The organism is Pseudomonas batumici (genome assembly GCF_000820515.1).
In the GTDB taxonomy this organism is placed as follows: Bacteria; Pseudomonadota; Gammaproteobacteria; order Pseudomonadales; family Pseudomonadaceae; genus Aquipseudomonas; species Aquipseudomonas batumici.
In genome coordinates this window covers 1-25,872 of the sequence record NZ_JXDG01000047.1, presented here as the reverse complement: position 1 = coordinate 25,872, position 25,872 = coordinate 1, and the positions used below count along the sequence as shown (strand labels likewise).

Annotated in this window: 19 protein-coding genes; 12 read left to right on the top strand and 7 right to left on the bottom strand. The window is 63.8% G+C overall.

Annotated features, from left to right (window positions below):
- Positions 1-70: 70 nt before the first annotated feature.
- A complete protein-coding gene (locus UCMB321_RS18085) occupies positions 71-1,144 on the bottom strand; it encodes an NAD(P)-dependent alcohol dehydrogenase (protein ID WP_040069520.1) in 1,074 nt (357 codons plus the stop codon).
- A gap of 281 nt (positions 1,145-1,425) precedes the next feature.
- On the opposite strand from UCMB321_RS18085, the gene UCMB321_RS18080 reads away from it, so the two are divergent.
- The 8 genes from UCMB321_RS18080 to nudC all read left to right on the top strand — a co-directional run bounded on the left by UCMB321_RS18080 (position 1,426) and on the right by nudC (position 17,304).
- A complete protein-coding gene (locus tag UCMB321_RS18080) occupies positions 1,426-2,313 on the top strand; it encodes a universal stress protein (RefSeq protein ID WP_040069432.1) in 888 nt (295 codons plus the stop codon).
- A gap of 164 nt (positions 2,314-2,477) precedes the next feature.
- Entirely contained in the window at positions 2,478-2,969 is a 492-nt protein-coding gene (locus UCMB321_RS18075) for a GNAT family N-acetyltransferase (protein WP_040069430.1), read from the top strand.
- Positions 2,970-3,160: 191 nt separating this feature from the next.
- Complete coding sequence (locus tag UCMB321_RS18070; protein ID WP_157015999.1) at positions 3,161-8,002, top strand: dermonecrotic toxin domain-containing protein; 4,842 nt, start codon at positions 3,161-3,163, stop codon at positions 8,000-8,002.
- 80 nt (positions 8,003-8,082) lie between these two features.
- Complete coding sequence (locus tag UCMB321_RS18065) at positions 8,083-12,873, top strand: syntaxin family protein (RefSeq protein ID WP_040069426.1); 4,791 nt, start codon at positions 8,083-8,085, stop codon at positions 12,871-12,873.
- Between the two features lie 115 nt (positions 12,874-12,988).
- The gene (gene gnd, locus UCMB321_RS18060; RefSeq protein WP_040069424.1) at positions 12,989-13,969 is read left to right on the top strand and encodes a phosphogluconate dehydrogenase (NAD(+)-dependent, decarboxylating); all 981 of its coding nucleotides are present in this window, start codon (positions 12,989-12,991) and stop codon (positions 13,967-13,969) included.
- Positions 13,966-15,489, top strand: coding sequence for a glucose-6-phosphate dehydrogenase (zwf, locus tag UCMB321_RS18055; RefSeq protein ID WP_040069422.1), 1,524 nt, complete (start codon positions 13,966-13,968; stop codon positions 15,487-15,489). Before gnd ends, zwf begins: the two co-directional genes overlap by 4 nt.
- 151 nt (positions 15,490-15,640) lie before the next feature.
- Positions 15,641-16,453, top strand: a complete 813-nt coding sequence (locus tag UCMB321_RS18050) for a crotonase/enoyl-CoA hydratase family protein (protein WP_040069420.1) — start codon at positions 15,641-15,643, stop codon at positions 16,451-16,453.
- Between the two features lie 20 nt (positions 16,454-16,473).
- Positions 16,474-17,304: an NAD(+) diphosphatase gene (gene nudC / locus UCMB321_RS18045; RefSeq protein ID WP_040069418.1), complete on the top strand. Its 831-nt coding sequence runs from the start codon at positions 16,474-16,476 to the stop codon at positions 17,302-17,304.
- A gap of 47 nt (positions 17,305-17,351) precedes the next feature.
- On the opposite strand, the gene UCMB321_RS18040 is transcribed toward nudC, so the two are convergent.
- Both UCMB321_RS18040 and soxR read right to left on the bottom strand, forming a co-directional pair.
- Positions 17,352-18,131 (bottom strand): TSUP family transporter, encoded by a 780-nt coding sequence (locus UCMB321_RS18040; RefSeq protein WP_040069416.1) that lies wholly within the window; start codon positions 18,129-18,131, stop codon positions 17,352-17,354.
- Positions 18,132-18,219: 88 nt separating this feature from the next.
- A complete protein-coding gene (soxR, locus tag UCMB321_RS18035) occupies positions 18,220-18,681 on the bottom strand; it encodes a redox-sensitive transcriptional activator SoxR (protein ID WP_040069414.1) in 462 nt (153 codons plus the stop codon).
- A gap of 94 nt (positions 18,682-18,775) precedes the next feature.
- Here soxR and UCMB321_RS18030 point away from each other — a divergent pair, with 94 nt between their 5' ends.
- From UCMB321_RS18030 to UCMB321_RS18015, 4 genes are all read left to right on the top strand, one after another.
- Positions 18,776-19,141 carry an antibiotic biosynthesis monooxygenase gene (locus UCMB321_RS18030; protein ID WP_040069518.1) on the top strand — a complete coding sequence of 122 codons (366 nt, stop codon included), beginning with the start codon at positions 18,776-18,778 and terminating at the stop codon, positions 19,139-19,141.
- 144 nt (positions 19,142-19,285) lie between these two features.
- Complete coding sequence (locus UCMB321_RS18025; RefSeq protein ID WP_040069412.1) at positions 19,286-19,912, top strand: LysE family translocator; 627 nt, start codon at positions 19,286-19,288, stop codon at positions 19,910-19,912.
- 215 nt (positions 19,913-20,127) lie between these two features.
- The gene (locus UCMB321_RS18020; protein ID WP_040069410.1) at positions 20,128-21,297 is read left to right on the top strand and encodes a cysteine desulfurase family protein; all 1,170 of its coding nucleotides are present in this window, start codon (positions 20,128-20,130) and stop codon (positions 21,295-21,297) included.
- Positions 21,298-21,343: 46 nt separating this feature from the next.
- The gene (locus tag UCMB321_RS18015; protein WP_040069407.1) at positions 21,344-23,152 is read left to right on the top strand and encodes an aminopeptidase P family protein; all 1,809 of its coding nucleotides are present in this window, start codon (positions 21,344-21,346) and stop codon (positions 23,150-23,152) included.
- 142 nt (positions 23,153-23,294) lie between these two features.
- Here the strand turns inward: UCMB321_RS18015 and UCMB321_RS18010 are convergent, their stop codons facing one another.
- From UCMB321_RS18010 to UCMB321_RS30795, 4 genes are all read right to left on the bottom strand, one after another.
- Positions 23,295-23,891 carry a 2-hydroxychromene-2-carboxylate isomerase gene (locus tag UCMB321_RS18010; RefSeq protein ID WP_040069404.1) on the bottom strand — a complete coding sequence of 199 codons (597 nt, stop codon included), beginning with the start codon at positions 23,889-23,891 and terminating at the stop codon, positions 23,295-23,297.
- A gap of 113 nt (positions 23,892-24,004) precedes the next feature.
- The gene (locus tag UCMB321_RS18005; RefSeq protein ID WP_040069402.1) at positions 24,005-24,328 is read right to left on the bottom strand and encodes a hypothetical protein; all 324 of its coding nucleotides are present in this window, start codon (positions 24,326-24,328) and stop codon (positions 24,005-24,007) included.
- A 166-nt stretch (positions 24,329-24,494) separates the two neighbouring features.
- Positions 24,495-25,382 (bottom strand): threonine/homoserine exporter RhtA, encoded by an 888-nt coding sequence (gene rhtA, locus UCMB321_RS18000; RefSeq protein ID WP_040069399.1) that lies wholly within the window; start codon positions 25,380-25,382, stop codon positions 24,495-24,497.
- A gap of 19 nt (positions 25,383-25,401) precedes the next feature.
- The gene (locus tag UCMB321_RS30795; RefSeq protein ID WP_157015997.1) at positions 25,402-25,599 is read right to left on the bottom strand and encodes a hypothetical protein; all 198 of its coding nucleotides are present in this window, start codon (positions 25,597-25,599) and stop codon (positions 25,402-25,404) included.
- Positions 25,600-25,872 lie beyond the last annotated feature (273 nt).

The following is a 25,872-nucleotide window of genomic DNA, read 5'->3' as shown; positions in this document are numbered from 1 at the left end:
GCAGCCAGGCCTTGTTCCATGCTGACCCTGTGCCCGCCGGCCGGAGCGATCCGACCGGCGGCGTTGTGCTTCACGGCGTAATGGCCACTTTCATGACGCCGTCGCGCTGATGGGCGAACAGTTCATAGGCCGCCTCGATATCGTCCAGTTTGAAGCGATGGGTCACCAGTGGCTTGAGGTCGACGCTGCCGGAGGCCACCACGTCCATCAGCCGGCGCATGCGTTCCTTGCCGCCGGGGCAGAGGGTGGTGATGATCTGTTTGTCCCCCAGCCCGGCACTGAAGGCATCCAGCGGAATCCGCAGGTCGGAGGAATAGACCCCCAGACTCGAGAGACAGCCACCCGGACGCAGGACGCGCAGGGCCGATTCGAACGTGGCCTGGATGCCCAAGGCCTCGATGGCGGCATCGACGCCCCGGCCCCGGGTCAGGGCCATGATCTGCTCGACCGGATCGCCCTGGGTGAAGTCGACGATATGGGTTGCGCCGAGGCGGCGCGCCATGTCCTGGCGGACCTTGATCGAGTCGACGCCGATAATGGTGCTCGCGCCCTTGAGCCTGGCCCCGGCCACGGCGCACAGTCCGATCGGGCCGAGGGCGAAGACCACCACGCTGTCGCCGATCTGGATCCCGGCCCGTTCGGCGCCGCTGAAGCCGGTGGACATGATGTCCGGGCACATCAGCACTTGCTCGTCGCTCAGGCCGTCCGGCACCGGGCTGAGGTTGGCCATGGCATCGGGTACCCGCACGTACTCGGCCTGGCAGCCATCGATCAGGTTGCCGAACTTCCAGCCGCCGGTGGCCTTGAACCCGTGGGCGTTGTCCGGGCCATCCTGGGATGAGCAGCCGCACAGGCAGGCGTAACTGTGGCCGCTGGGAGTGATGGCACCGGCGATGACCCGCTGGCCCTCATGGAAACCGCTGACCGCCGAGCCGAGTTTTTCGATGATGCCCACGGGCTCATGGCCGATGGTCAGCCCCGGTGCCACCGGGTATTCGCCCTTGAGGATATGCACGTCGGTGCCGCAGATCGTCGTGGTGGTGATGCGGATCAGCGCATCCAGGGGACCGATCGGCGGGACAGGCTTGTCCTGCAGCACGATCCGGTTTTTTTCGACAAATACCGCCGCTTTCATCATCTCCATGATTTCGCTCTCCACCAGTAGGACCGGGTTGAGCGTTCATCCTGCGACAATGCGCTTGCGGCGGTTTGACGCAGGTCAAGTCGAGATCGCACCGGGTCGGTGGATTGCATGCCGGCCATGGAGGCCAGCCGTCGGTATTTGATGTAGATCAAGGCCCTGTCGGCCGGTCACTGCAGAATCGAGGGTGAGCGATTCTTTTCGGGCGACCACTTTCAATCATGCCATGTGAAGTCGTCGCCTGCTGCCTGGCGCCCCAGACATCCGGTCCAAGGAGGTATGTCATGAGTCAGTACCAGCGTCTGCTGCTGATCACCGATCAGCACCTGCCCCATTCTCCGGCTGTCAGGCGGGCTGCCGCCCTGGCAACCGCCAGCGGCGCGGCCTTGCATATCACCGCGCTGGTCCAGCCGCCGCCGCGCATTCACCTGATCGAATCGGGCATGGATGAACAGGCCCGGGCGACGTACATGGACAAATACCGGATCTGGCTGGAGGGGGCGACCGAGAGTTTGCGCAACAGTGGCTTGCAGTTGACCACCGAAGCGATCTGGAGCCCCCATCCATTGCGCGACATCCTGGTCCACGCCCGCGAGATCAAGCCCGACCTGCTGATCAAGGACGTCTACCTGGAACCCTTGCTCAAGCGGGTCTTCACTACCCCGCTGGATTGGCAGCTGCTGCAGGAAAGCCCGGTGCCGGTGCACCTGGTCAACCAGATCGCCTCGGCGTTGCCCCGGCGAGTGGTGGCGACCGTCGACACTTCCACGGGGGACGATGGCATCACCGAGTTCAATCGCAAGATCATCCGAGAGGCCGAGGCCCTGGCGCTGCAATGCAACGCCGAACTGCACTTGCTGTATGCCTACGATCTGTCGCCGGCGTTCATGGCTGACCCCAGTGTCACCATGGTCTGGGTCGACGAGTTGCGGGCCGCCTTGCTGGAGCCGTTCGCCAGGCTGGCGGACGACTATGGCGTGCCAGCCGAATGCCGGCATTTCCTGATGGGGTCGCCAGTGGGTGTGATCACCGACTATGTCCATGACAACGCCATCGATGTGGTGGTGATGGGTTCGGTCCAGCCCAAGGGCCTGGGCAAGCTGATTGGCGATACCACCGAACGGACCCTGCTGATTCCCGAATGCAGTGTGCTGACGGTCAGGCCTGACTGAGTTCCAGCCTGCCATCCGGAGCAAACGGGCCGATTGCACGAGGCTTGCCGGTTTTGACGAAGGGGCGGTGCATGAATTTTCCTTCGTTTCCTGGGGCCGGCATGCTTATTATCGGGGGGCCTGAAATTCGATCATCCCGATCGATGCTTTCTGCGAGGATAAACATGGACGTTGCGGACGTACTGGTATTGCAAGCGAGCTACACCAACCCGATTCACGCCGAGGCCATTGCGCTGGTGCTCAATCACTATGCCCAAGACCCGATGGGCGGCGGTCAGGCCCTGGCACCGGATGTGCTGCAGCAGTTGCCCGGCGAGTTGGCCAAACGGCCCCACGCATTCAGTGTGCTGGCGTTTGTCGGTGGCGAGCCGGCGGGGCTGGTGAACTGCTTCGAAGGTTTTTCCACCTTTGCCTGTCGCCCCTTGGTGAACGTGCATGACGTCGTGGTGATGAGCAAGTTTCGCGGTTTGGGGCTGAGCCAGAGGATGCTGCAGAAGGTCGAGGACATCGCCCGCCAGCGCGGCTGCTGCAAGATCACCCTGGAGGTACTGGAAGGCAACGCCGTGGCCCAGGCCTCCTACAGGAAGTTCGGTTTCAGCGGCGCGCAGCTCGATCCGGAGCACGGCCGGATGCTGTTCTGGAACAAATACCTGTAGCGCCAGCGTCCCGCACATTCCCCGGTACTGCACATTCGTCAGTACCCAACAGGGCCTTCTGGCGCAAGAGGGCCTATCTGTTTACCGCACGCGATGTTTCTCCGCGGGGTTGAATCCTCCAGGAGTCGTGGCCGGGCAACAGGTGCGTCAGGTAACGACTCGTTCCCATCATTCGAACGAGGACGTCAACCATGTCAACGCAGTCGCCGGTTCCGGACAGCCCATCCATGCATCCGACCTTGGTCGCCAAAGCACTTTTTGCCGACCCTCCCTCTTTGCTCTCGGTCGCGACCCCGCTGGTCCAGGGCGTGTTGGACGAACACTATGCCGAATTCGACCTGTCGGCCGAGCGGGTGCGCCTCGCCGTGCCCTATTGGGTATTGGCCGAGGGTATCGACGGTGCCCCGGCAGGGCATCATTACTACAGCCTCAGTGAGGTCATGGTCGAGCGCTTCGCCCTGCGGGTCCCGGTCTGGGGGGCTTCCAGGAGCTTGCGTCTGGAGACGCATAACCTGCTCTGGCGCGAGCAGCCACCGGCAGCGGAGAAACCCCTGGCGATCGATCTCGACGGGCTGCTCAAGCGACTGGACCAGGCGGCGCGGTCACGGCTGCTGGAAAACCTGAAACAGCAACTGATCGCGCGTTGGAATCAATCGCCGGAGGGGCACGGGCCGAGCCGCTGGGCGCGGCTGGCGGCCGCGATCGGACGCTTGCTCGTTCCGGGGCAGACGCCTGGCCGCAGCGGGCTTCCCGACCTGAGTCGGCTGCCGTTCTACATGGGCTACTCGCCTGGCGACGCCCAGGACGAAAGCCCGACGCTGGATATTCGCGCCTTCGAGACCCGGGTTTTCAGCGTGGATGCCCAGGGGCGACGCTACCCGGAGTTGTTTCCGGTGATCGACTTCATGCGCTATGAAGAGAATCTGCAGCCAATGCCCTATCCGCTTTACTTTCATCCGGGCGAAGGCGGCCTGCGCCAGGGCAAGCCGGACAGTGCCGATCTGGTCGCGATGCTGATCGGCAGCCGGATAGCCGGGCGCAATCTGGAAATCAGGGGGTCGCTCGTCTGGCGCTGGAATGAACCCGCCGAAGTGATCGGCGACAGCCTGGCAAAAGGCTTGCTCGAATATCAATTGCAGGCGCTGAGCGCGACGCCTCCGGGCGACTGGGAGGCCAGGGCTCATCTTCAGCGTTGGGTGAACGACATTACCGATCCGGGCCGGTGGTTCGCCGTGCCCGCGAGAACCTATGATGCCACGCGCTTCCAGGTGCTCAGGCAAGAGCGTTGCGGCCCGGCGGCCCTGGGCTTGACGAGCGCATCGCTGCCGGACTGGCTGCTGGATGCCTCGGTGGCCGATCGTTCAAGCTACAGCGGTCTGCTTCGCGAACTGGCGCGCCAGCAGTGTGAGTCCGCAGGCCGGCATTACCTCGAAGACATCGGTACCCTCAATGAGTTTGCCGCACGGCGGCTGCAGGCGCTGATGCGCGAGGACCATCCGACGGCCACCGTTATCGACCCGAATGCCGTCAAGCTCAATATCGATAAGCTCGACTATAGCGCAGCCCAGACCCTTGACCCGCAACAGGCGCAGGTCACGGTACAGGTCGACATGACGCTGGTGGAACTGGCATTGGCCAACCTGGGGGGCATGCGCCATACCGGTATGCGGATTCGCCTCGAAGCGCGCGGGCTGCCGGAGCCCGTCCCGCAGTGGATGACTCCGGATTACCTGCGCGGCCTGGTGACCCGCGCCGACATTGGCCAAGCCTACCCGGACCTGCTCAAGGAACAGCTTATTACTAACATTGCCGAGGCCCGGCGGCGCGAGGCCTTGTTCGTCGCGCAGTGGCGGGTGCGTTTGCCGCTCCAGGCCCTGGAGTTGAAGATCAAGGGCGAGTCGGGGTTTAGCGTCGACGGCTTTCGTTACGTGCAGGCGCTGGTCCAGCCGGCGGGTCCGGGCCGGTTTGTCGACGCCGTGGAAATCGTCCTGCGGCCCCTGGCGTTCAAGGCCAGGGCCGACTGGCGGGCTGACGAGGTGCAGGCGATGTTCCTTATCGGTCCACGGGATATGAGCCGCGGCCCGTTGATCCTGTACCGCCCGTTGTTCCTGCAACAGCCGCTGCGCCAGTTCGAAACCCGCCAGGCGTTGCTCGCCGCGATCCGCCAGCCCGGCGATCTGCAGCGCAGCGTCCTGACCTGGATGACCGAAACGGCACGTCAGCGTTATGACCACGGGGGCTTCGATGCGCCGCATATCCAGCAGTTCCTGGGCGGCGACGAGTTCGCGCCGGCACCGTCCAGGCCCGTCCCCGCGACGCTCGCCGAGGGCTCAGTCGAAGGTGACTCTCTGTCGGCGATCTTCGCCGCCATGGTCAAGGCCCAGGTCGAGCAGGCTGACCGGCAATCGGTGTCCAATGCCGAGCAGCGCTGGGCGGACTGGAAGGAGGGCGCCTGGCAGGTGTTGCTGGGCATTACCCAACTGCCGTTTGCCGGGCTGTTGCCCTATGTCGGGCGTCTGGTGGAGGTGCTCGGCTGGCTGGTGATCCTGAAGATCGGCCATGACGATCTGCGGGCGCTGGACAGCGACAATCGCGCGGAACAGTCGGCGGGGGCGGCGGACCTGTTGTTCAATCTCGCGGCCCTGCTGCTGCACTATCGCGCCGCTTCCGCCCCGGACGAAGCCGAGGTGCCGCCGTTGCAAAGGCCTGAGCCGCCGCGCGCGGAGCCGTTGCCCGCGCCGACCATCGCGCGGCTGCCCGACTTGCCCCATGCCCAACTGAGTGCGTGGTCAATGTCGGGTTGGCCAATCCCCGATTCGCTGATGAGGCGGGTTCGCGCCTATCGTCTGCGCGGGTTTGACAAGCCGGCATCGGCCTTGGCCGAACTGGGCCGCGTGGCGGACTCGGGACCGGCTCGGGGCTTGGTGCATATCGAGGATGCCGGCAAGGGCAAATGGTGTGCCTTGATCCAGGGCGATCTTTACGAGGTGGCCTGGGAGGCCGACGAAGACGGCATCAGAATCGTCGACGGTCACGGCAATGCCGGACCCTGGGTGCGTAGCGACGAACAGGGGCGCTGGAGCCTGGATATGCGTTTGCGCGGTGGCAGCCCGCCCAAGCGGGCCCCGGCCCGTGGAGCGCAAACCCTCGACGAGGAGCGCGGAGCACTGATATTACTCAACCAGCAGATCAAGGATAGCGAACCGTCGGTCAGCAGCAGTGTCAAGCGCTGGAGGCTGGCGACTGTTGGCGAGACGGCCAAGCGGGTCACCTACGAGCGTCGAACCGAACTGCTTCGCGAGATGACCGCCTTGCTGGAAGCCGATCTGCAGAACTACCGCCAACAACTGGACCTGAGCAAAAAGTTGATGGCCGATACCCGGCTGATCAAGGCCGTGCGGCCCTTTCAGATCAATGCGCTGGAAAATGGGGTGATTGGACTGCAGACGTTGCTTCATGCCCAGCAAACCTGGTTGCTGGAAAGAATCGGGCGGCCCTATTTGAAGCTTTCCCTGCGGCCTGACGAGCAGCCGGATCCGGCGGTTATGCAGGCCGAGTGGGAGATTGATGCCGCGGCCACGGACAAGGCGGTCGACTGGGCCCTTGAGCAGCGGGGCTGGCTCGATCAACTGAGACAGATACGCGACGGCCGCGAAAGCTATCAGAGGGTGATTGCAACCGTCGGCTGGGGTTCCATCGAGGTGGAAGTCCGTGCCTGGAAAATTGCACAGTTGAAGAACCGTTTTGCCCTGGGCGAGCTCGAGCCCGAGCATCTCGGGCTCGAGCTGTTCAATGAGATCTGGGATCAGTTCGAGCGCTTGCATGTGTCCTATTACTCGTCCCTCGATGCCCTTGAGGAGGGCAAACTGTTGGCCGGCGAGCGTATCGAGTTGCTGGAGTCGGTGGTCGAGCAATCCAGTGATTTTCAGGAAAAGCTCGAGTTCTATCTGGCAACGCTGACCGATCGTCGCTTGCCCACGGAAAAGCTGGATCGGGTGCTCGCGTCGCTGAAGGGCGTTATCCAGGATACCCGGGAAGATCTGCGCCTGTTGCTGGGCAGCGATGATTGGGAACTGCCGCCCAGGGCTGTTGCCGGCCCATCGGTGAAAAAGACCACGAGAAAGGTCATCCGTACGCGTCACCGACAAGTGTTGTCCGGTGAGGTCCAGTCACCGCCATCGGCGGATGGCGAAGAGACCGTGCAGGTCAGCGATGTCCATGGGCGGGTGATCGAGACCTACCGGCAAAATACCGCCGATGGACTCTGGGAGGCGGTCGTCGTCCCGGAAAAGCCGGCCAAGCCTGCGGTGATCAGGCCCGAGGTCGGCCTGGAAAAACGGGTGTCCAACGGGCGTCAGTTGCTTAACGACGAAGCGTCGGCGATCGACCGGGTCATGAGGCAGGCCGTGCGTTCCAATGCGCCCAGGGCGCAGGAGGACATCCTGCGCTTGCAGGCCGAGGCCATGGAGCACCAGGCCACGGAGATCGACAAGCTCCTGGGCGTTGCGCAAACGCCGCCGCGCAACCCGGAGCGGGTGAGGAATGCCCAGGCGGTGGTGCGGCAACTGCGTGACGCGGCACCGAGACTGCGGGCTTCCGGGCAGTACGCACGGATCCTCGCGATCAAGGCCAACCCGCCGGAAATGTCGCGTATCGACTACCTGTTGGCGCTGGGCGAAGTGACCATCCGCAAGGAAGGCGAGCGGATCCCGCTCGGCAAGCATGACTTCCTGCAGGAGTATGCGTTGCTCGACAAGGACGGCAGGCCGCTGTGGTACGCGCACTTTCACTACCCGAGCGTGTCGGCACTCGACTCGGCCTTCGGCGCCGGCCACCTGAAAACCCTCGAGCAGCGCAAGCTCGGCGGCAAATACCAGTCGCTGGAGCAGGAAAAGGCCTTCAAGAAAATCCAGACGGGGCAGGGCGGTAATGCCAACCTGGCGTTGCAGATTTATCGCAGTCGGATCGACCTGGCCGCGGCGCAACAGCATTTTTTCCCGGTGCTCGCCAAGCCCGGTGATCAAGCCGGGTAACGCGGTATACCCCGCTACCGCCCGAGGGCTCACGGGCTCTTGTTAGCTGGCCGCTTTCCCACGTCAAGGATTGCGGCCTCATGATCTCCCTGCCGACCTCGCTGGAGACTTCACTTCAGCACTACCGAAACACTGCCCGCGCGCTCTTCGCCGCTCGACCGACCCTGTCGTCGGTGGTGGGCTCGCTGGTGCAGGCGGCGCTGGACCAACACGCTCCCGACCTCAGGGTCCAGGGGCAACGGATCCAGGCTGAAACCCTTTGGCTGGGCGAGCGGGAGCCGGCATCCCGTTATCGGTACAGCGGCTTGTCCGAAGTCTTGTTGCGCCGCTTCAGCGAGGGTTGGAGCCCGCGTTATGACGCTCCCGATTCGATACTGGTGAGCCGGGCACCCGGCTCGCAGGTCGAGGTTGCCATCGCTACGGTGGACCTGAAGCGGTTGGGCGCGACGCTCAATCATTGGGGCGATGCCCTGCTCGAAGTGTTCAAGGCACAGCTGGTCGCGTTCTGGAACGAGCCGGTGCCCGACTGGGCGGGCAAGGTCCCGGGATCGGACGCCTGGGTGCCTGGCTGGGATCGGCACACGCCAGAGATTCCCAGCCGTTGCGCGGCACTCTCGAACCTGCTGTTCGTTTCGATGTACGGTGCCGGCGGTTTGCCCAATAGCCTGGCGCTCCAGGCCAGCCAGAGGCTGCCCAAGGCGCTGGTCAGCGCAGACCAGTCACTCCGTGACAGCCTGCTGGGCAAGAATGCCCTGGCTGCCTATCTGCTGCATGCCAAGGATCGGCGGGAACGGCTCGGCATCACGCCCGTCGCGGTGGTCTTCGCCCGCCAGCTGTCAGCGTCGGACTTTGCCTACTTCCTGCTCCGTCCAGGCCATGATGTGCAGCGCTTGCAGCCTGTCGATGAGCTCTGGACGCTATTGCGGGGTCAACTGCCGGATCCCGGGAAGGTCGAACTGATCCCCTCGCAGCTGAATGTCTTCGACAACCTGGCCGGGGCCTTGCTGGAAAACCAGTTGCGCGCGCTGGAGCGTTTGCCGCGCAGTGTTACGCAGGGGCTTGGCGAGTCCTGGTCGGCGCGAGTCGAGCGTATCACTGACCCGGGAGACTGGTTCGCGACGCCCGCGCCTGCGCCGCTCACCCCTCTGCAACGGCGGGTGCGCGAGGCGGCGCCGCTGTGGCTGCTGAACGCCGCGGAGGCGGACCGGCGCGACTATGCCGGGCTGTTGTCGACACTGGTCGCGGCACTGGGCAAGTCATCGTCCCACAGTCTTTTCGACGAGGTGGCTTCGCTGTCGCGCTTTAGCCGGCAGACGCTGAGGGAGGCCATGGCGCGGCGGCATCCGCAGATGCCGGAGATTCGCATGCAGGACATCCTGCTTACGCTGGAGAAATACCGGCGCAAGCCGCTGTTGCCGGATGTGCTGGGTGAGTTCGAGGAAGTCGAGCTGACGCTGCCCGAACTGGCGCTGGAAAACCTCGATGATTTTCGTTTCGGCGCCACGCAGATGCGCATCCGGCTCGCCGGTGGGGCCCCGCTGCCGGACTGGATGACGACCGACTATCTGCTGGAACTGATCACCGAGGTGGATATCGGTGCCGGCTACCCGGCTTACTTGCGGCAGCGGCTGTTGGACGATACGCGTTATGCGGTGTTCCGCCAGCAACGCTTTTACCACCAGATCCAGGCCCAACTGCCCCTGGCGGCACTGGAGCTCAAGCTCCGTGGCGAACAGGGGATGACCGAGAGTGGGTATCGGTTGGTCAGGGCGATGTTGGCGTTCGACGCCGATGAACGCCAGGTCGGCGGTCTGCCGATCGTGCTCCGGCCTCTGGCCTTTCAGGCCAGTCCCGACGCGAGCCCGGACAAGGTGGCGGGTATGTTTCTCATCGAGCCCCGGGACACCAGCCGGGGGCCGCATCTGCTTTATCGGCCGCTGTTCGACCCGCCCCTGGGCGAACATGTCAGCCGGCCCGCGCTGCTGGAGGCGATCGGGCAACCCGGTGCATTGCAGGACAGTGTGCTGACCTGGCTCGCCGCCGATAGACGCGCGGTGTATGCCAACGGCGGTTTCCGTCAGCCCCATCTAGGCTCGGTCCTGCCGGGCGATGAGGCCGCGCCGTTGCCGGCCCCACCGGCACCGGCAACCCTGGGCAGCGAGGAAGTTGCCGAGGGCTATGTCCATCATCTGTTTCATGCCTGTATCAATGCGGTGATCCGCCAGGCCGACATGCAGTTGTTGTCGAACGCGGAAAAACGCTGGGCGCGGTTGAGGGACAGCGGATGGCAACTGTTCAGTTCGATGCTGATGTTTGCCAGCGGCCCGTTGACCCAAGCCGGCTGGCTGATCCTGCTCTATCGCAGTGTTCGCCAGGATCTGCCGGGGTTGCAGGGCGACGACGAGGAGGCCCGGGCCCAGGCTTGGGCCGACATGCTGAGCAACCTGGCGACGGTGCTGTTGCATGAGGTGACAGCGGGCGAGCGCGAATCGTTGCCGGAGTTGTTTATGGCGCCGGAGTCGGTGGATAAGGGCGAGTCCTTGGCGATCGAGGGAGAGGCATCGCTTGAGCGGATCACATCGCCCCTGGCCACCGATGATGCGTCCCTGCCGCCTTTCGACTTGTCCTGGTCGAATCCGCGCCGTGCCCTGTCGGCGGCCTCCCGCAAAGCACTGGAGAAGTTCAGTGTCAGGGTCTTCGACACGCCGCCGCGACTCGATAGCCTCGGCTCGGTTTCTGCAAGCGGCCCGAACGAGGGACTGGTGCATCTCGGTGGCCCCGGGGACAAGGGCTGGCACGTGCTGATCGAAAATACCCTGTATCAGGTCGCATGGAGCGATGACGGTCCCCGTGTGGTCGATGGTGCGGGAGCCCCGGGGCCGTTTCTGGACCGCGATGAGCAAGGTCGCTGGCGCCTCGATCTGCGCCTGCGCCTGCGCGGTGGCAGCGGCCGTGAAACCGTGCAGGCGCGCCTGCAACGCAAGCTGCGCGACCGGGCCAGCGCGCTGCACGGGCAAGTGGCCCAGGCGTCGGCGCGTATCGGCAGCCTGTTGAACGAGGCCGAAATACTGCGCAGGCGTCTTGAGACCATGAGTGAGGGCAAGACCGCGAAGAACTTCAGCGACCGGCAACGCAGTGACAAGCGCCGTGAATACCTGGGCAAGCTGGAGGACCTGCAGGTTGTCCTCGAAGAAAAGATTCGTCTGATCAAAGCGTTCAATGACAATCGCCAGGTGGAGCCGAAGCCTGCGACGCTGGTGGCCGCCTTGGCCGACAGCGTGCGCAATTGCCGGACGTTGTTGAACGTGTCCCTGGCGGTGGGTCGCGAAGGCAGCCTGAGTGTCCGGGAGATCAACGAGATGATCGCCGCTGACACGGAGGCCCGTTATGCCCAGGTCGTCGCCAACCTGAAGAACAATGCCGATATCACCGACAAGCAGATCCTCTGGAGCACCCGGGAATATGCCGCGCTCGACGAGTTGCGGGCGATTCCCGAACTGGGGCCGGCGCAAGCCGCCGCACTGGAGCAAGCGCTGGTGCAGCCGTTCACCCCGTTGGACTGGCAGGCGGTGCAACTGCCGACCCTGCTGGCCTTGACCCTGGATGAACTGCCTTTGCAGATCACCTTGCAAATGGACGATCAGATCTTCGCGGCCATCAAGCACAGTGCCGAGCAAACCAAATACGTGACCAACACGATCAATCGCCTGAGTGCCGAGGACCCGCGGCAGGACCGGATCGATGCCTTGCTGACGGCCGTCAGCCGTTACGACGAGACCCGCGACCTGCTGAACTACTTGCAGGGCCTGATGCCGCAACAGCGTCTGTTCGAATATGCCACGCGCCTGTCAGGGCTGTTGGCGCAGTTGCGTGAAGGGGCGCTGAGCAGGCTGTTCGACTTGTGGGAGGAGACCGCGCCGGCCGAACCCGACCCCGTGCCCAAACCCGGTCCGGTGGCTGGCGGCACGCGGAAGAAGTTTATCCGGACCCGTAACCGCGAGGTGTTTGTCGGGCGGGTACGCGAGCGCACGCCCGAGCAGGAGGACGAGATCGTCGAGATCACCGATCCCAATGGCGGGCTGGTGTCGGCCTTCAAGGAGAACAAGGAGGATGCCCAGGACACTTTCTGGGAAGAGGTGAAGGCCGAGCCGGCGCCGCCGATCCCGCGCAAGGTCGGACTGTCCAGGCTGGTGACCCAGGGACAGGCCGCGCGTGAGGGCGTCGAGGCCTTGATTCGCCAGGTGATGGCGCTGACCGGAACCTCCAAGGACCCCCGTGACCTGCAAGGTATCCTGGAGCTGAAAGCGCGGAAACTGAACGCCCTGGCGGACGACATCCAGCAGGCCCTCAGTGAGGGCGGCGGGACATCGGCGCAGGTGAACACCGCTCAAGCGCTCAAGGACAACCTGCGCCTCGAAGCCACCCGGCTGATCGCCGAAGGGCGTCATGCGCGTATCACCGCGATCAAGCGCAATGTGCCGCAGTTGGCGCGTCTGCAGTACCTGAAGGAGCAGGACCAGGTGGATATTCACCGCGCCGGCGGGCGGCTGGTGGAGGATCGGGGCGGCTTCTTGCAAGAGTATGTGATCAGCCACAAGGATGGCCGCCCCCTGTGGGTCGCGCACTTCCATTACCCGGCGGCCACGACGGCGGATGCCGGGTTTGTCAGCGCGCACCTGAAGACCCTTGCGCAACGACGCCTGGGCAGCCAGGCCCAGGCTTCGGCCCGACAGCGCGCGGCGGCCAGGATCCAGGCCGGGCAGGGCGGTCGGGCGCAACTGACGCTGGATATCCACCGTGGCCGGATTCTCGACAAGGCCGTGGCCCAGGCGCTGTTTTTCAACACCTGCGAGCCGGATACGGCGGGCTGAAAAACTACCGGCTGGTGCCTGCAGTCAGCGTCCCAGGCGATATCGAGACAGACATCCGCCTGCCGCTGGGCTAATGTGTGACAGTGATTTTTCATCGATATCGGGAGTACGCTGCATGCAACTGGGAATCATCGGACTGGGCCGCATGGGCGGCAATATCGCGCGGCGCCTGATGCTTGATGGCCATCAGACAGTGGTGTATGACCGCAATACCGACTTCGTCACCGCCCTGGGCAAAGAGGGCGCCATCGGCGTCGCCGACCTGCCGGCCCTGGTGGCCAGCCTGAACAAACCCCGAGCGGTCTGGGTCATGTTGCCGGCCGGTGCGCCGACCGAGGACACCATCACCGAACTGAGCGGACTGCTGGAGGCCGGCGATGTGATCATCGACGGCGGCAACACCTTCTACAAGGACGACATTCGTCGCGGCCAGGCGCTGGAGCAAAAGGGCATCGACTATATCGATGTCGGCACTTCCGGCGGGGTCTGGGGCCTGGAGCGCGGCTACTGCATGATGATCGGCGGCGCCGCCCGGGTGGTCGAACGCCTCGATCCGCTGTTCGCCAGCCTGGCCCCGGGGATCGGCAACATTCCCCGGACCCGCGACCGGGTCAGCGCCGACGATCGTGCCGAACGCGGCTATATCCATGCCGGGCCACCGGGCGCCGGGCACTTCGTCAAGATGATCCACAACGGCATCGAGTACGGCATGATGCAGGCCTTCGCCGAGGGCTTCGACATCCTCAAGACCAAGAACTCGCCGAGCCTGCCCGAGGACCAGCGTTTCGACCTCAACCTGGCGGACATCGCCGAAGTCTGGCGGCGCGGCAGCGTAGTCTCGTCCTGGCTGCTGGACCTGACTGCCGACGCCCTGGCCAGCGATCCGAAACTCGACGGTTACAGCGGTGCGGTGGCCGATAGCGGCGAAGGGCGCTGGACCATCGAGGCGGCCATGGAGCAAGCGGTGCCGGTACCGGTATTGTCCAACTCGCTGTTTGCCCGTTTCCGCTCCCGCCAGCAAAGCACCTATGGCGACAAGCTGCTGTCGGCGATGCGCTTCGGCTTCGGCGGTCACGTGGAGACACCGAAAAAATGAATGCCTCGCGCACCAGGCGCAAGGCCGAACCCGCGCCGCCGACCACGCTGTTTCTGTTCGGCGCCCACGGCGACCTGGTCAAGCGCCTGCTGATGCCGGCGCTCTACAACCTGATGCGCGATGGCCTGCTGGGGGATGGCTTGCATATCGTCGGGGTCGATCACAACGCCATCAGCGATGTCGACTTCGCCAAAAAGCTGGAAGACTTCAGCCGTGCCGAAGTCGCGGCCAAGAGCGGGAAAAAAGCCGAGGAGGCCCTGGACAGTGCGCTCTGGGGCCGACTGGCGAAAAACATCAGTTACGTGCAGGGCGACTTCCTCGACGAGGCGACCTATGTCGCCCTGGGCGAGAAGATCGCCGCCAGCGGTACCGGCAACGCGGTGTTCTACCTGGCCACCGCGCCGCGCTTCTTCAGTGAAGTGGTGCGGCGCCTGGGCGCGGCCGGGTTGCTGGTGGACAGTCCCGAGGCGTTTCGCCGGGTAGTGGTCGAGAAACCCTTCGGTTCCGACCTCGCCACCGCCGAAGCCTTGAACGGCTGCCTGCTCAAGGTGATGAGCGAGAAGCAGATCTATCGCATCGACCATTACCTGGGCAAGGAAACCGTCCAGAACATCCTGGTCAGCCGTTTCTCCAATGGCCTGTTCGAAGCGTTCTGGAACAACCATTACATCGACCATGTGCAGATCACCGCCGCCGAAACCGTCGGCGTCGAAACCCGTGGCAGTTTCTACGAGCACACCGGCGCCTTGCGGGACATGGTGCCCAATCACCTGTTCCAGTTGCTGGCGATGGTCGCGATGGAGCCGCCGGCGGCGTTCGGTGCCGATGCGGTGCGCGGTGAAAAGGCCAAGGTGGTCGGTGCGATCCGCCCCTGGAGCGTCGAGGAGGCCCGGGCCAATTCGGTGCGTGGCCAGTACTGCGCGGGCGAGCTGGGCGGCAAGGCGTTGCCCGGTTACCGGGAAGAAAACAACGTGGCGGCGGACAGCAATACCGAAACCTATGTCGCGCTCAAGGTGATGATCGATAACTGGCGCTGGGTGGGTGTGCCGTTCTACTTGCGTACCGGCAAGCGCATGAGCGTGCGCAACACGGAAATCGCCATCTGCTTCAAGCCGGCGCCTTATGCGCAGTTCCGTGACACCGAGGTCGAACGCCTGCAGCCGACCTACCTGAAGATTCAGATCCAGCCCAATGAAGGCATGTGGTTCGACCTGCTGGCCAAGCGGCCGGGACCGGCACTGGCGATGACCAATGTCGAGTTGGGTTTCGCCTACCGGGATTTCTTCGAGATGCAGCCGTCCACCGGCTATGAAACCCTGATCTACGATTGCCTGACCGGTGACCAGACGCTGTTCCAGCGCGCCGACAATATCGAGAACGGCTGGCGGGCGGTGCAACCGTTCCTCGATGCCTGGCGCGTGGACACTCAGGTACAGGGCTACAAGGCCGGGGAAAACGGCCCGCAGGCGGCTGACGAACTGCTGGCCCGTGACGGCCGTGTCTGGCACAGCCTCGGGTGAGTGAGATCCCTTGTGGATGGCCGCCAACGGCAGCCATCCACTGCGCTCTTGCAGGGCATTGTCCGGTTTTTGGCACATCCGCTTCCTATAGGCCGGCGGGGTGCCTTGCTATAGTGGCAACTCTCTTTTCGCCCAGCCAAGGATGTCCGTCATGTCCGAATACCAAGCCTTCCACGTCGAACTGGTAGACAACGTTGCCCATGTGCGGATCAACCGCCCGGAGAAGATCAACTCGATGAACGCGGCCTTCTGGCGCGAAATCACCGAGATCTTCCAGTGGATCGACGACACCGACGCCGTGCGCGTGGTGGTCATCAGTGGTGCCGGCAAACACTTCTCTTCCGGTATCGACCTGATGCTGCTGGCCTCGGTGGCCAACGAGCTGGGCAAGGATGTCGGCCGCAACGCCCGCCTGCTGCGGCGCAAGATCCTGGAGCTGCAAGCCTCCTTCAATGCCGTCGACAACTGCCGCAAGCCGGTGCTGGCGGCGATCCAGGGTTACTGCCTGGGCGGTGCGGTCGACCTGATCGCCGCCTGCGACATGCGCTACTGTGCCGAGGACGTGCAGTTTTCCGTCAAGGAAGTGGATATCGGCATGGCCGCCGATGTCGGCACTTTGCAACGTTTGCCACGTATCATCGGCGACGGCATGCTGCGGGAGCTGGCCTACACCGGTCGTCAGTTCGGTGCCGAGGAAGCGACCCGGATCGGCCTGGTCAATCGCGTCTATCCCGATCATGCCGCCTTGCTCGATGGCGTGATGGGGATCGCGCGGGAAATTGCCGGTAAATCGCCGATTGCCGTCACCGGGACCAAGGCGATGATCAGCTACATGCGCGACCATCGGGTCGATGACGGCCTCGAATACGTTGCCACCTGGAACGCCGCCATGTTGCAATCCACCGATCTGCGCGTCGCCATCGCCGCGCACATGAGCAAGCAGAAAGCCGAATTCCCTGATTGAAGCCTGCCAAGGACACCCCGATGACTCAACGCTGGACAACCGCTGTACTGGATATCGAGCAGGCCGGTGGCTGGGCCGTGGTACATGGCCCTTCCGGTTTCCTGCTGGACGACAACGGGGTGCTGTTTCCCCGCGAGTGGATCAAGCGCCAGGACCTGTCGCTGCTGGCCGAGCACGGTATCGGTCATCTGGACGGCGAGCCGGTCTACCTGCTGGAGCTGAAGTCCGGTGCCGAGCTGCCGGGTTGTCGCTGGCAGGGCCTGCGGGCGTTCATGCTCGAAGGCGATCACACGCTCTACCGCATGCTCGGGTATGCCGCGCAGATCGGCACCTGGGCGCGCGAGCACCGCTTCTGCGGCAGTTGCGGCCAGGCCATGACCCAGGTGCATCTGGAGCGCGCGATGTTCTGCCAGCCCTGCGACCTGCGCAGCTACCCGCGGATCTCGCCGAGCATGATCGTGCTGGTGACCCGTGGCGACGAAGTGCTGCTGGCTCGCTCGCCGCGTTTCGTGCCCGGCGTCTACAGCACCCTGGCCGGTTTCGCCGAACCGGGTGAGTCGGCGGAAGAGTGCCTGATTCGTGAAGTGCGCGAGGAAGTGCAGATCGAGGTCAAGAATATCCAGTACCTGGGCAGCCAGTGCTGGCCGTTCCCGCACTCGATGATGCTCGGCTTTCACGCCGAATACGCCGGTGGCGAGATCGTGCCGCAGGCGGACGAGATCGAGGATGCGCAGTGGTTCAGCATTCACGATATGCCGCCGCTGCCGGCCTCGCGCTCCATCGCCCGCTACCTGATCGATCTGTACCTGGCGCGGCGCCTGGGGTATTCGGAACCGGTGCTGCCGGTCTGATCCCGGGACAGGCTGGCGGACCGCCTGGATAAAACCTGTGGTGTGGCCTAGGCCACGCTGAACCAGTGTTGCCAGGCCAGGCGCACGGTCAGTCCGAGGACTACGGTGATGAACACCGGGCGAATGAACTTCGCCCCGCCGCTGATGGCGGTGCGGGCGCCGAAGAAGGCGCCGACCATCACCGACAGGCCCATGCACAGGCCGATCACCCAGTCCACCTGGCCGGAAAACACGAACACCGACAGCGCGGCGGCATTGCTGACGAAGTTCAGGCTGCGGGCCACGCCGCTGGCCTTGACCAGGTCGATGGGGTAGAGCAGCAGGCTGCTGACGGTCCAGAAGGCACCGGTGCCTGGGCCGGCCACGCCATCGTAGAAACCCAGGCCGAGGCCCTGGGGCAATTGCCATGTCTTCCTGATCGGCGCGTTGCTGTCCAGCGGCGCCTTGGGCGTGCCGCCGAACAGCAGGTACAGGCCGCAGGCGAAGACGATCACCGGGAGCATCTTGTTCAACCATTCGGCCGGCATGAAGTGTGCGGTCACGGCGCCGATCAGCGCGCCGACAAAGGTGCCGAGGATCGACAGCTTCCATTGCCCCGGTTGGAACAGCTTGCGGCGATAGAAGGTGAAGCCGGCGGTGGCCGAACCGAAGGTCGAGCTGAGCTTGTTGGTGCCCAGTACCAGGTGCGGTGGCAGCCCGGCGGTGAGCAGGGCCGGTGTGGTGAGCAACCCGCCGCCGCCGGCGATGGCGTCGATGAATCCGGCGATGAAGGCAACCAGGGCGAGAATGGCGAGGGTGGTCAGGTCTACGCTGAGATCGAAGGGCATCGGGTCGGCTTAATATCGGCAGGGGGCGCGGCAGGGTGGCGCTCAAAGGCCGCCATCTTACCCATTACCGAATGTTGCCGCGACCTCATTACCTCGGCTCCAACAAGCGCGCCCCCGTTCCATGGGCACCCAACATATCGCCATAGTTGCGCAGCGGGCAGTTCTCCATCGACAGGCAGCCACAACCGATACAGCCGTCGAGCTTGTCGCGCAACCGGGTCAACTGGGCGATGCGTTCGTCCAGTCCGGTCCGCCAGTGTTCCGACAACTGCTTCCAGTCCGCAGCCGTGGGTGCCCGGCCTTCGGGCAGGCTCTGCAGGGCCTGGTGAATCTCCGCCAAGGCAATCCCCAGGCGCTGGGCCACCTTGATCAAGGCCACCCGCCTGAGCACCTCGCGCGGATAGCGGCGCTGGTTACCGGCGTTGCGATAGCTCTTGATCAACCCCTTGCTTTCATAGAAGTGCAGGGCGGTCACGGCCACGCCGCTACGGGCCGCCAGTTGACCGACCGTAAGGGCCTTGTCCGTGGGCAGGGGCTTTTGTGTCGCCATGGGGAGAAACCTCTTGACCTCTAGTTAGCTGGAGGTTTTACCCTGCGTGGCCTCGGATCACAAGATCCTGTTCGACTTCCCGGGGGAGCCTTTCATGCCGTCGACAGCGCAAAATCGCAGTTTTACCCAATTGATCCAGTTCGAGATCGAGCCCGGCCAGCTGGAGGCGCTGGTGGCTGCCCTGGCCCGGCAGACCGAGCGACTGGCCCGGGTCGAGGGTGGCTTTATCAGCGGCACGGTGCAGGCCAGCGATGACGGTCGGTGCGTGCTCAATACGCTGCAATGGCGCTCCCGGGAAGACGGCGAGGCGGCATTCGCCCGTTTCGAAAGCGGCGAAGAGGATTTCTGGGCACTGATCCGCAGCCACCGGGCCAAGGCGGTGACTTTCGGTTCGTTCCAGGTGCTGCGCAGCATCGAGCGCAGCCGCGACGACGCCCTGCAGTGTGCGCTGGTGGGCTAGTGGCAACCGTGGCAGTAACAGAAGCAGCCATCAGTGTTAGCGGTTGAAACTGTACCGGTCCAAGTTTTTGTCAACTGTGCGTGAGTTCCGCCAGGCCCGTGGGATAGGGTGAATGTCCGACTGACCTTGTGACCGGACGCTGTCATGACCCTTTCGCTGGACCTGCTGCTGGGCTTTGCCCTTTTCGCCCTGGTGACCTCCGTGACCCCCGGCCCCAACAACACCATGTTGCTGGCGTCCGGTGTGAACTTCGGTTTCAACCGCTCCATTCCCCATATCCTGGGGATCTCCTGCGGCTTCTTTGTCCTGGTGCTGGCGGTGGGTCTCGGTCTTGGCGCGGTGTTCGAGGCCTATCCGCTGCTCTATACGGCATTGCGCTATATCGGTGGCGCCTACCTGCTGTACCTCGCCTGGAAGATCGCCGGTTCCGGACCGGTCTCCGAGGTGGAGCCGGGGCAGGCCAGGCCGTTCGGGTTCTGGAACGCCGCGGCGTTTCAGTGGGTCAATCCCAAGGCCTGGGTGATGGCGGTCGGTGCGATCAGTACCTACACGCCGTTGCAGGGCTATTTCGCCAACGTCCTGGTGATCGCGGCGGTGTTCGCCCTGATCAATGCCCCCAGTGTCAGTGTCTGGGCGGCCTGCGGCAGCCTGTTGCGCAATGTGCTGCGCGACCCGCGCTGGTTGCGGCTGTTCAATCTAGGCATGGCGCTGCTGTTGGTGATCTCGCTGTATCCGTTGTTGCATGAGAGTGCGCAGCAACTGCTGCACTGAGCGCTCCTTGCGTGTCTCCCTGTTCCCGCACGATTGACACTCGCAACACCTTCCCCGTGCCTGTAAGCTGGATTTCAGGAGCGTTCCTACGCACTTTTAATGAAAGCCATCTTTCTTTAATCGTTTTCCATCGGGTACAGCTGTTCGTCCAACCCCAGAGGGTGGGGGGCAGCAAGCAATCGATCCGCGGGACACGCTTTACGAGTCTTTTCGCCATGAATGAACTTCCTTTGTATTTCGACTACGCCGCCACCACGCCGGTGGATGAGCGGGTCATTCAAGTGATGGTCGAGTGCCTGGGGTTTTCCGGCAATTTCGGCAACCCGGCCTCCAGCACCCATGCCTTCGGCCAGCGTGCCCGGCAGACGGTCGAGCAGGCCCGGCAACAAGTGGCGAGCCTGGTGGGGGCGAGCCCCGAGCAGATCGTCTGGACCTCCGGTGCCACCGAATCGAACAACCTGGCCCTCAAAGGCGTGGCCCAGGCCCGTGGTATCAGTGGCGGGCATGTGATCACCAGCCAGATCGAACACAAGGCGGTGCTCGATACCGCCCGGCAACTCCAGGAAGCCGGTGTGGCCGTCACCTACCTGGTGCCGAATGCCGAAGGGCTGATCACCGCGGCGATGGTCAGCGAAGTCCTGCGCGAGGACACCTTCCTAGTCTCGCTGATGCTGGTCAACAACGAACTGGGCACCCTCAATGACATCGCGGCCATCGGCCAGCGGGTGCGCGAGCACGGCGCGCTGTTCCATGTGGACGCGGCCCAGGGTGCGGGCAAGGTGACCATCGACCTGGCCCGCCTGCCGGTGGACCTGATGTCGTTTTCCGCCCACAAGGTCTACGGTCCCAAGGGCATCGGTGCCTTGTACGTCGGGCCGCGCGCGCAACAGAAACTGCACGCGCAGATCCACGGCGGCGGCCATGAGGGCGGCCTGCGCTCCGGCACCCTGGCCACCCACCAGATCGCCGGCATGGGCACTGCCTTCGCCCTGGCGAGCGAGCATCTGGAAGAGGAAGTTGCCCGCATCCATCAACTACGCCAGCGTCTGCTGGAGCAATTGGCGGATGTCCCCGGCCTGCGCCTGAACGGCAGTCCGACGGAACGTATCCCCCATACCCTGAGTCTGACATTCGTCGAAGGCGAGTTCGACGCGGCGGCGTTGGGGCGATCCCTGGCGTACTCGGCCACTTCCGCCTGCAACTCCGCGAGCCAGGCGCCGTCCCATGTGCTGCTGGCACTGGGGCATGATGCGCGGCTGGCCGGTCGCACCATTCGCCTGAGTCTGGGGCGTTTTACCTCCGAGCAGGACATCGACCGCGCCGCGTCGGCGATAAAAGCCAGCCTGAGCGCACCGGCCCCCTTCTGGGCGGTTGCCCGGCCGTGATGGCATCGGATAACAATTGAATAATAAGTGGTTAGCAGGAGACACAATGAGCACGCAGACCCCAAGTCAAGGAACCGTTCCCCAGCGCCTGGCACGTACGCGCGAACTGATGCGCCGTGAAGGCGTTCAGGCCCTGCTGGTGCCGTCGGCCGATCCCCACCTGTCGGAGTACCTGCCCGCCTACTGGCAAGGCCGGCAATGGCTGTCGGGTTTTCATGGTTCGGTCGGCACCTTGATCGTGACGCCGGAGTTCGCCGGTGTCTGGGCTGACAGTCGGTACTGGGAGCAGGCGACCAAGGAGTTGGCCGGTAGCGGTATCGAGCTGATGAAGTTGTTGCCGGGGCAACCCGGTCCGCTGGACTGGCTGGCCGAACAGACACCGCCGGCTGGCGTGGTCGCGGTGGATGGCGCGGTCATGGCGCTGGCTTCGGCGCGGACCCTGGGCGACAAGTTGCGCGCACGCGGGGCGCGGCTGCGCACCGATATCGACCTGCTCGATCAGGTCTGGGAAGACCGCGAGGCGCTGCCGAACCAGCCGATCTATCAGCACCTGCCGCCGCAGGCGACGGTCAGTCGGGGCGAGAAGCTCGCCCAGTTGCGTGGCGAGCTGAAAGCCCGCGGCGCCGACTGGCATTTCATCGCCACGCTGGACGATATCGCCTGGTTGTTCAACCTGCGCGGTGCCGACGTGTCCTTCAATCCGGTGTTCGTTTCCTTTGCCTTGGTCAACCAGGACCAGGTCACCTTGTTCGTGTCCCTGGACAAGGTGAGTGCCGAGCTTGGGCAGGTGCTCGAGGCCGATGGCGTGACCTTGCGTGACTACCGCGAAGTCGGCGCGGCGCTGGCCGCTATTCCGGCGGGGGCGAGCCTGCTGGTCGACCCGGCGCGGGTGACGGTCGGCTTGCTGGACAACCTCGGCCAGGAGGTGAAACTGGTCGAGGGGCTCAACCCGACGACCTTGGCCAAATCCCGCAAGAGCCTCGACGACGCGGTGCATATCCGCCAGGCCATGGAGCAGGACGGCGCGGCCTTGTGCGAATTCTTCGCCTGGCTGGAGAGCGCACTGGGCCACGAGCGGGTGACCGAGCTGACCATCGACGAACGCCTGAGCGCCGCCCGGGCGCGACGTCCGGGTTATGTGTCGCTGAGCTTCAATACCATTGCCGCGTTCAACGCCAACGGGGCGATGCCGCACTATCACGCCACCGAGGCCGAGCATGCGCTGATCGAGGGCGACGGCCTGCTGCTGATCGACTCCGGCGGCCAGTATCAGGGCGGTACCACGGACATTACCCGGATGGTGCCGGTGGGCACGCCGACGGCCGAGCAGAAACGCGATTGCACGCGGGTGCTCAAGGGCGTGATCGCCTTGTCCCGGGCGCAATTCCCGCGCGGTATTCTTTCGCCGCTGCTGGATGCCATCGCCCGGGCACCGATCTGGGCCGAAAGCGTGGACTACGGGCATGGCACCGGCCATGGCGTCGGCTACTTCCTCAACGTGCACGAAGGTCCGCAGGTGATTGCCTACCAGGCGGTCGCGGCACCGCAGACCGCCATGCAGCCGGGGATGATCACCTCCATCGAGCCTGGGACCTATCGTCCGGGCCGTTGGGGCGTGCGCATCGAAAACCTGGTGCTGAACCGCGAGGCGGGCAAGAGCGAGTTCGGCGAGTTCCTCAAGTTCGAGACCCTGACGCTGTGTCCGATCGACACCCGCTGCCTGGAGCCGTCGTTGCTGACGCAGGAGGAACGTGACTGGTTCAACGCCTACCACGCCGAAGTACGCGAGCGTCTGAGTCCGTTGCTGGACGGCGCGGCGCTGGAATGGTTGAACACCCGTACGGTCGCGATCTGATCGCTGATCTCCGGGCTTGACTCACTCCCCTGGGGCACCGCGATCCTGTAGGAGCCGGCTTGCTGGCGATGGCGGTCCTTGGACCTTGCATCGTCCTAGCGGACATCATTACCGGCAAGCTGGCCCCTGCCACATCCAGGTCTCAAGCCTGGAGTAAGGCTTCACGGACGAAGTCGAGGCGGTCCTGGCCGAAGAACAGCTGATTACCGACAAACAGGCTGGGGGCACCAAAAATGCCGCGCTGCAGGGCCTGGTCGGTGTTGGCCTTGAGAGCGGCCTTGACCTCTTCGTCCTGGGTCAGCGCCAGGATCTGTTGTGGGTCGAAACCGTTGTCGCCAAGCACCTGGGCGACGGTGGCCGGGTCGTTCAGGTTGTGCCCGTCAACCCAGAGGGCGCGATAAAGGACGTCGACGAAATCGACAAAATGCTCCGGGTGGCGCAGTTGCATGCCGGTGGTCGCGCGCATCAGCAAGAGGGTATTGATCGGGAAGTGCGGATTGAAGCGAAAGGCCACGCCGTAACGGCTGGCATAGCGCGTCAGGTCCTGGATCATGTAGCGACCCTTGGCCGGTATCTCGGCGGGAGAGGCATTGCCCGTGGCCTTGAATACGCCACCCAGTAGCATCGGCCGGTAGATCAGTTGGCTGGCGGTCTGTTCACAAAGGCGGGGCAATTGGGTGTACGCCAGGTAGGAGGCCGGGCTACCCAGGTCAAAGTAGAACTCGACGGTTTTGTTCATGGATGAAGCATCCTTGTCGTTGTCGGGGGGCTGAGCTTACCAGTGCTCAGCTACGCTTCGATAAGCGTCAAGACCGTGAACAGGAACACAACCATGCGTTATTCGCCACGAAATCAATCGTCAGAGGGCGGGGGCGTTTTGGGGTTTAGCGCGGATGGCTTGTTGCAGATGATGATCATGCTGCGGCTGGTATAGCCGGCCGGGTTGAGGCCGAACGGATAGTCACCCGGGTCTTCCACGGCATCGCCGGACTTGGCGAGGACTCGATAACCGTTGTCGCTGCAGGAGTCAGCGGCTTTGGCGTAGCACTTTTCCCAGGAGGATGTCAGCCCGGAACAGTTGATATGCACGCCGCGCTTACCGTATTTCATCGGTTTCGAGGTCGCGGCGCAGCCGGCGACGGCAAGTACTGCCAGGACTATCAAGAAGCGTTTCATTACCATCCCTATCTCTGCCCCGGATCAACTCGTCCGGTTTGGCTTTTTTCCTGCCGCCTGATTCTTCCTTGAGTCCCCCTGTCCAAAATTTCCAAGGCTGGCATTGAGTTAGGCGTAAACATGTCCTATTTGAGCGGTAAATACCAGAGCTGGCTCACACTCTGTATCAATCGGCGGCGACGGCGGGTGCGGACTCCTTGCGCAGGGTCAGCGTGGCTCCGACGGAGGCGCTGATAATGCAGGCGATGGCGAGCCACTGGGCGACGGACAGGTACTCGTGCAGGAACAACAGCCCGGACAGCGCGCCGAAGGAGGGTTCGATGCTCATCAAGGTACCGAAGGTGCGGGCGGGCATGCGCGTCAACGCGACCATTTCCAGGCTGTAGGGCAGGGCGGTGGACAGGATGGCGACGCCGATGGCCGTCGGGATCAAGGCCGGGGTGAGCAGGGCGGTGCCGGCGTGGACGATACCGATGGGGGCGATGAACAGGGCGGCAATCACCACGCCGAGGGCGGCGGTCTGGATGCCATTGTCGTTGCCGGCTTTCTGGCCGTACAGGATGTACAGCGCCCAGCATGCGCCGGCCCCCAGTGCATAGCCGGTGCCGAGCAGATCAATATTGGCGCTGGTCGCGCCGGAGGGGATCAGCAGCAGGAGCCCGCTGACCGCCAGGGCTATCCAGAGAAAGTCGATGGCGCGGCGCGATGCGTAAATCGCCACCGCCAGGGGGCCGGTGAATTCCAGGGCGACGGCAATGCCCAGGGGGACACTTCTCAAGGACATATAGAAGAGGAAGTTCATTCCGCCCAGGGCGATGCCATAGATGATGACGGTGCGCAGGGATCGGGCGGTGAATGTTGCCCGCCAGGGGCGCAGGACCAACACCATGATGATGCTGGCAAACACCAGGCGCAGGGTGGTGGTGCCCTGGGCGCCGACAATCGGGAACATGCTTTTGGCCAGGGAGGCGCCGGATTGAATCGAAGCCATTGCGATAAGCAGCAGGCCGACGGGAAAGAGTGTCGAGGCCAGGCTACGGGACTGCTGGGTCATGGGGTGGGGGCGTCCGGGTCTATAGGGAAGAAGGCAGCTGTACATGATGCGGAACAAAGCGCCGTTGAGCAATATATTGCTCAAGGTGTTCGTGCTCTTCCATATAGAAGACAGGTAATGTGCGAGCGATGCCGGTCTTGAGGTGCACGCGATCTTTTGTAGGAGCCGGCTTGCTGGCGATTGCGGTTTCATGGTCGACATCTTCGTTGGCTGACACACGGCTATCGCCAGCAAGCCGGCTCCCACAGAGCGCGTTTTGCCGGAGAGTGGGTGGGGGGGCATGTGCCAGAGTTGGTTTTCGGTGCCTTTGATCTTTATGGCAGAAAAGTGAAATTAACGGTTGACGGCAAATCCTACAGGTCTATAATTCGCCCCACTTCCGGCGCGGTCGAAACGGAAAAGCCTTTGAGATTCAATGAGTTACGAAGGTTTTGAGAGTTTGGATCGGCGGTTCGCTTCAGAGTATCGAAGCCCAGAAGGAGCTGAAGCG

Excerpts from the sequence above, each read along its gene's own strand:
- UCMB321_RS18085 (WP_040069520.1), bottom strand. The coding sequence starts at position 1,144 with ATGGAGATGATGAAAGCGGCGGTATTTGTCGAAAAAAACCGGATCGTG.
- UCMB321_RS18080 (WP_040069432.1), top strand. The coding sequence starts at position 1,426 with ATGAGTCAGTACCAGCGTCTGCTGCTGATCACCGATCAGCACCTGCCC.
- UCMB321_RS18075 (WP_040069430.1), top strand. The coding sequence starts at position 2,478 with ATGGACGTTGCGGACGTACTGGTATTGCAAGCGAGCTACACCAACCCG.
- UCMB321_RS18070 (WP_157015999.1), top strand. The coding sequence starts at position 3,161 with ATGTCAACGCAGTCGCCGGTTCCGGACAGCCCATCCATGCATCCGACC.
- UCMB321_RS18065 (WP_040069426.1), top strand. The coding sequence starts at position 8,083 with ATGATCTCCCTGCCGACCTCGCTGGAGACTTCACTTCAGCACTACCGA.
- gnd (WP_040069424.1), top strand. The coding sequence starts at position 12,989 with ATGCAACTGGGAATCATCGGACTGGGCCGCATGGGCGGCAATATCGCG.
- zwf (WP_040069422.1), top strand. The coding sequence starts at position 13,966 with ATGAATGCCTCGCGCACCAGGCGCAAGGCCGAACCCGCGCCGCCGACC.
- UCMB321_RS18050 (WP_040069420.1), top strand. The coding sequence starts at position 15,641 with ATGTCCGAATACCAAGCCTTCCACGTCGAACTGGTAGACAACGTTGCC.
- nudC (WP_040069418.1), top strand. The coding sequence starts at position 16,474 with ATGACTCAACGCTGGACAACCGCTGTACTGGATATCGAGCAGGCCGGT.
- UCMB321_RS18040 (WP_040069416.1), bottom strand. The coding sequence starts at position 18,131 with ATGCCCTTCGATCTCAGCGTAGACCTGACCACCCTCGCCATTCTCGCC.
- soxR (WP_040069414.1), bottom strand. The coding sequence starts at position 18,681 with ATGGCGACACAAAAGCCCCTGCCCACGGACAAGGCCCTTACGGTCGGT.
- UCMB321_RS18030 (WP_040069518.1), top strand. The coding sequence starts at position 18,776 with ATGCCGTCGACAGCGCAAAATCGCAGTTTTACCCAATTGATCCAGTTC.
- UCMB321_RS18025 (WP_040069412.1), top strand. The coding sequence starts at position 19,286 with ATGACCCTTTCGCTGGACCTGCTGCTGGGCTTTGCCCTTTTCGCCCTG.
- UCMB321_RS18020 (WP_040069410.1), top strand. The coding sequence starts at position 20,128 with ATGAATGAACTTCCTTTGTATTTCGACTACGCCGCCACCACGCCGGTG.
- UCMB321_RS18015 (WP_040069407.1), top strand. The coding sequence starts at position 21,344 with ATGAGCACGCAGACCCCAAGTCAAGGAACCGTTCCCCAGCGCCTGGCA.
- UCMB321_RS18010 (WP_040069404.1), bottom strand. The coding sequence starts at position 23,891 with ATGAACAAAACCGTCGAGTTCTACTTTGACCTGGGTAGCCCGGCCTCC.
- UCMB321_RS18005 (WP_040069402.1), bottom strand. The coding sequence starts at position 24,328 with ATGAAACGCTTCTTGATAGTCCTGGCAGTACTTGCCGTCGCCGGCTGC.
- rhtA (WP_040069399.1), bottom strand. The coding sequence starts at position 25,382 with ATGACCCAGCAGTCCCGTAGCCTGGCCTCGACACTCTTTCCCGTCGGC.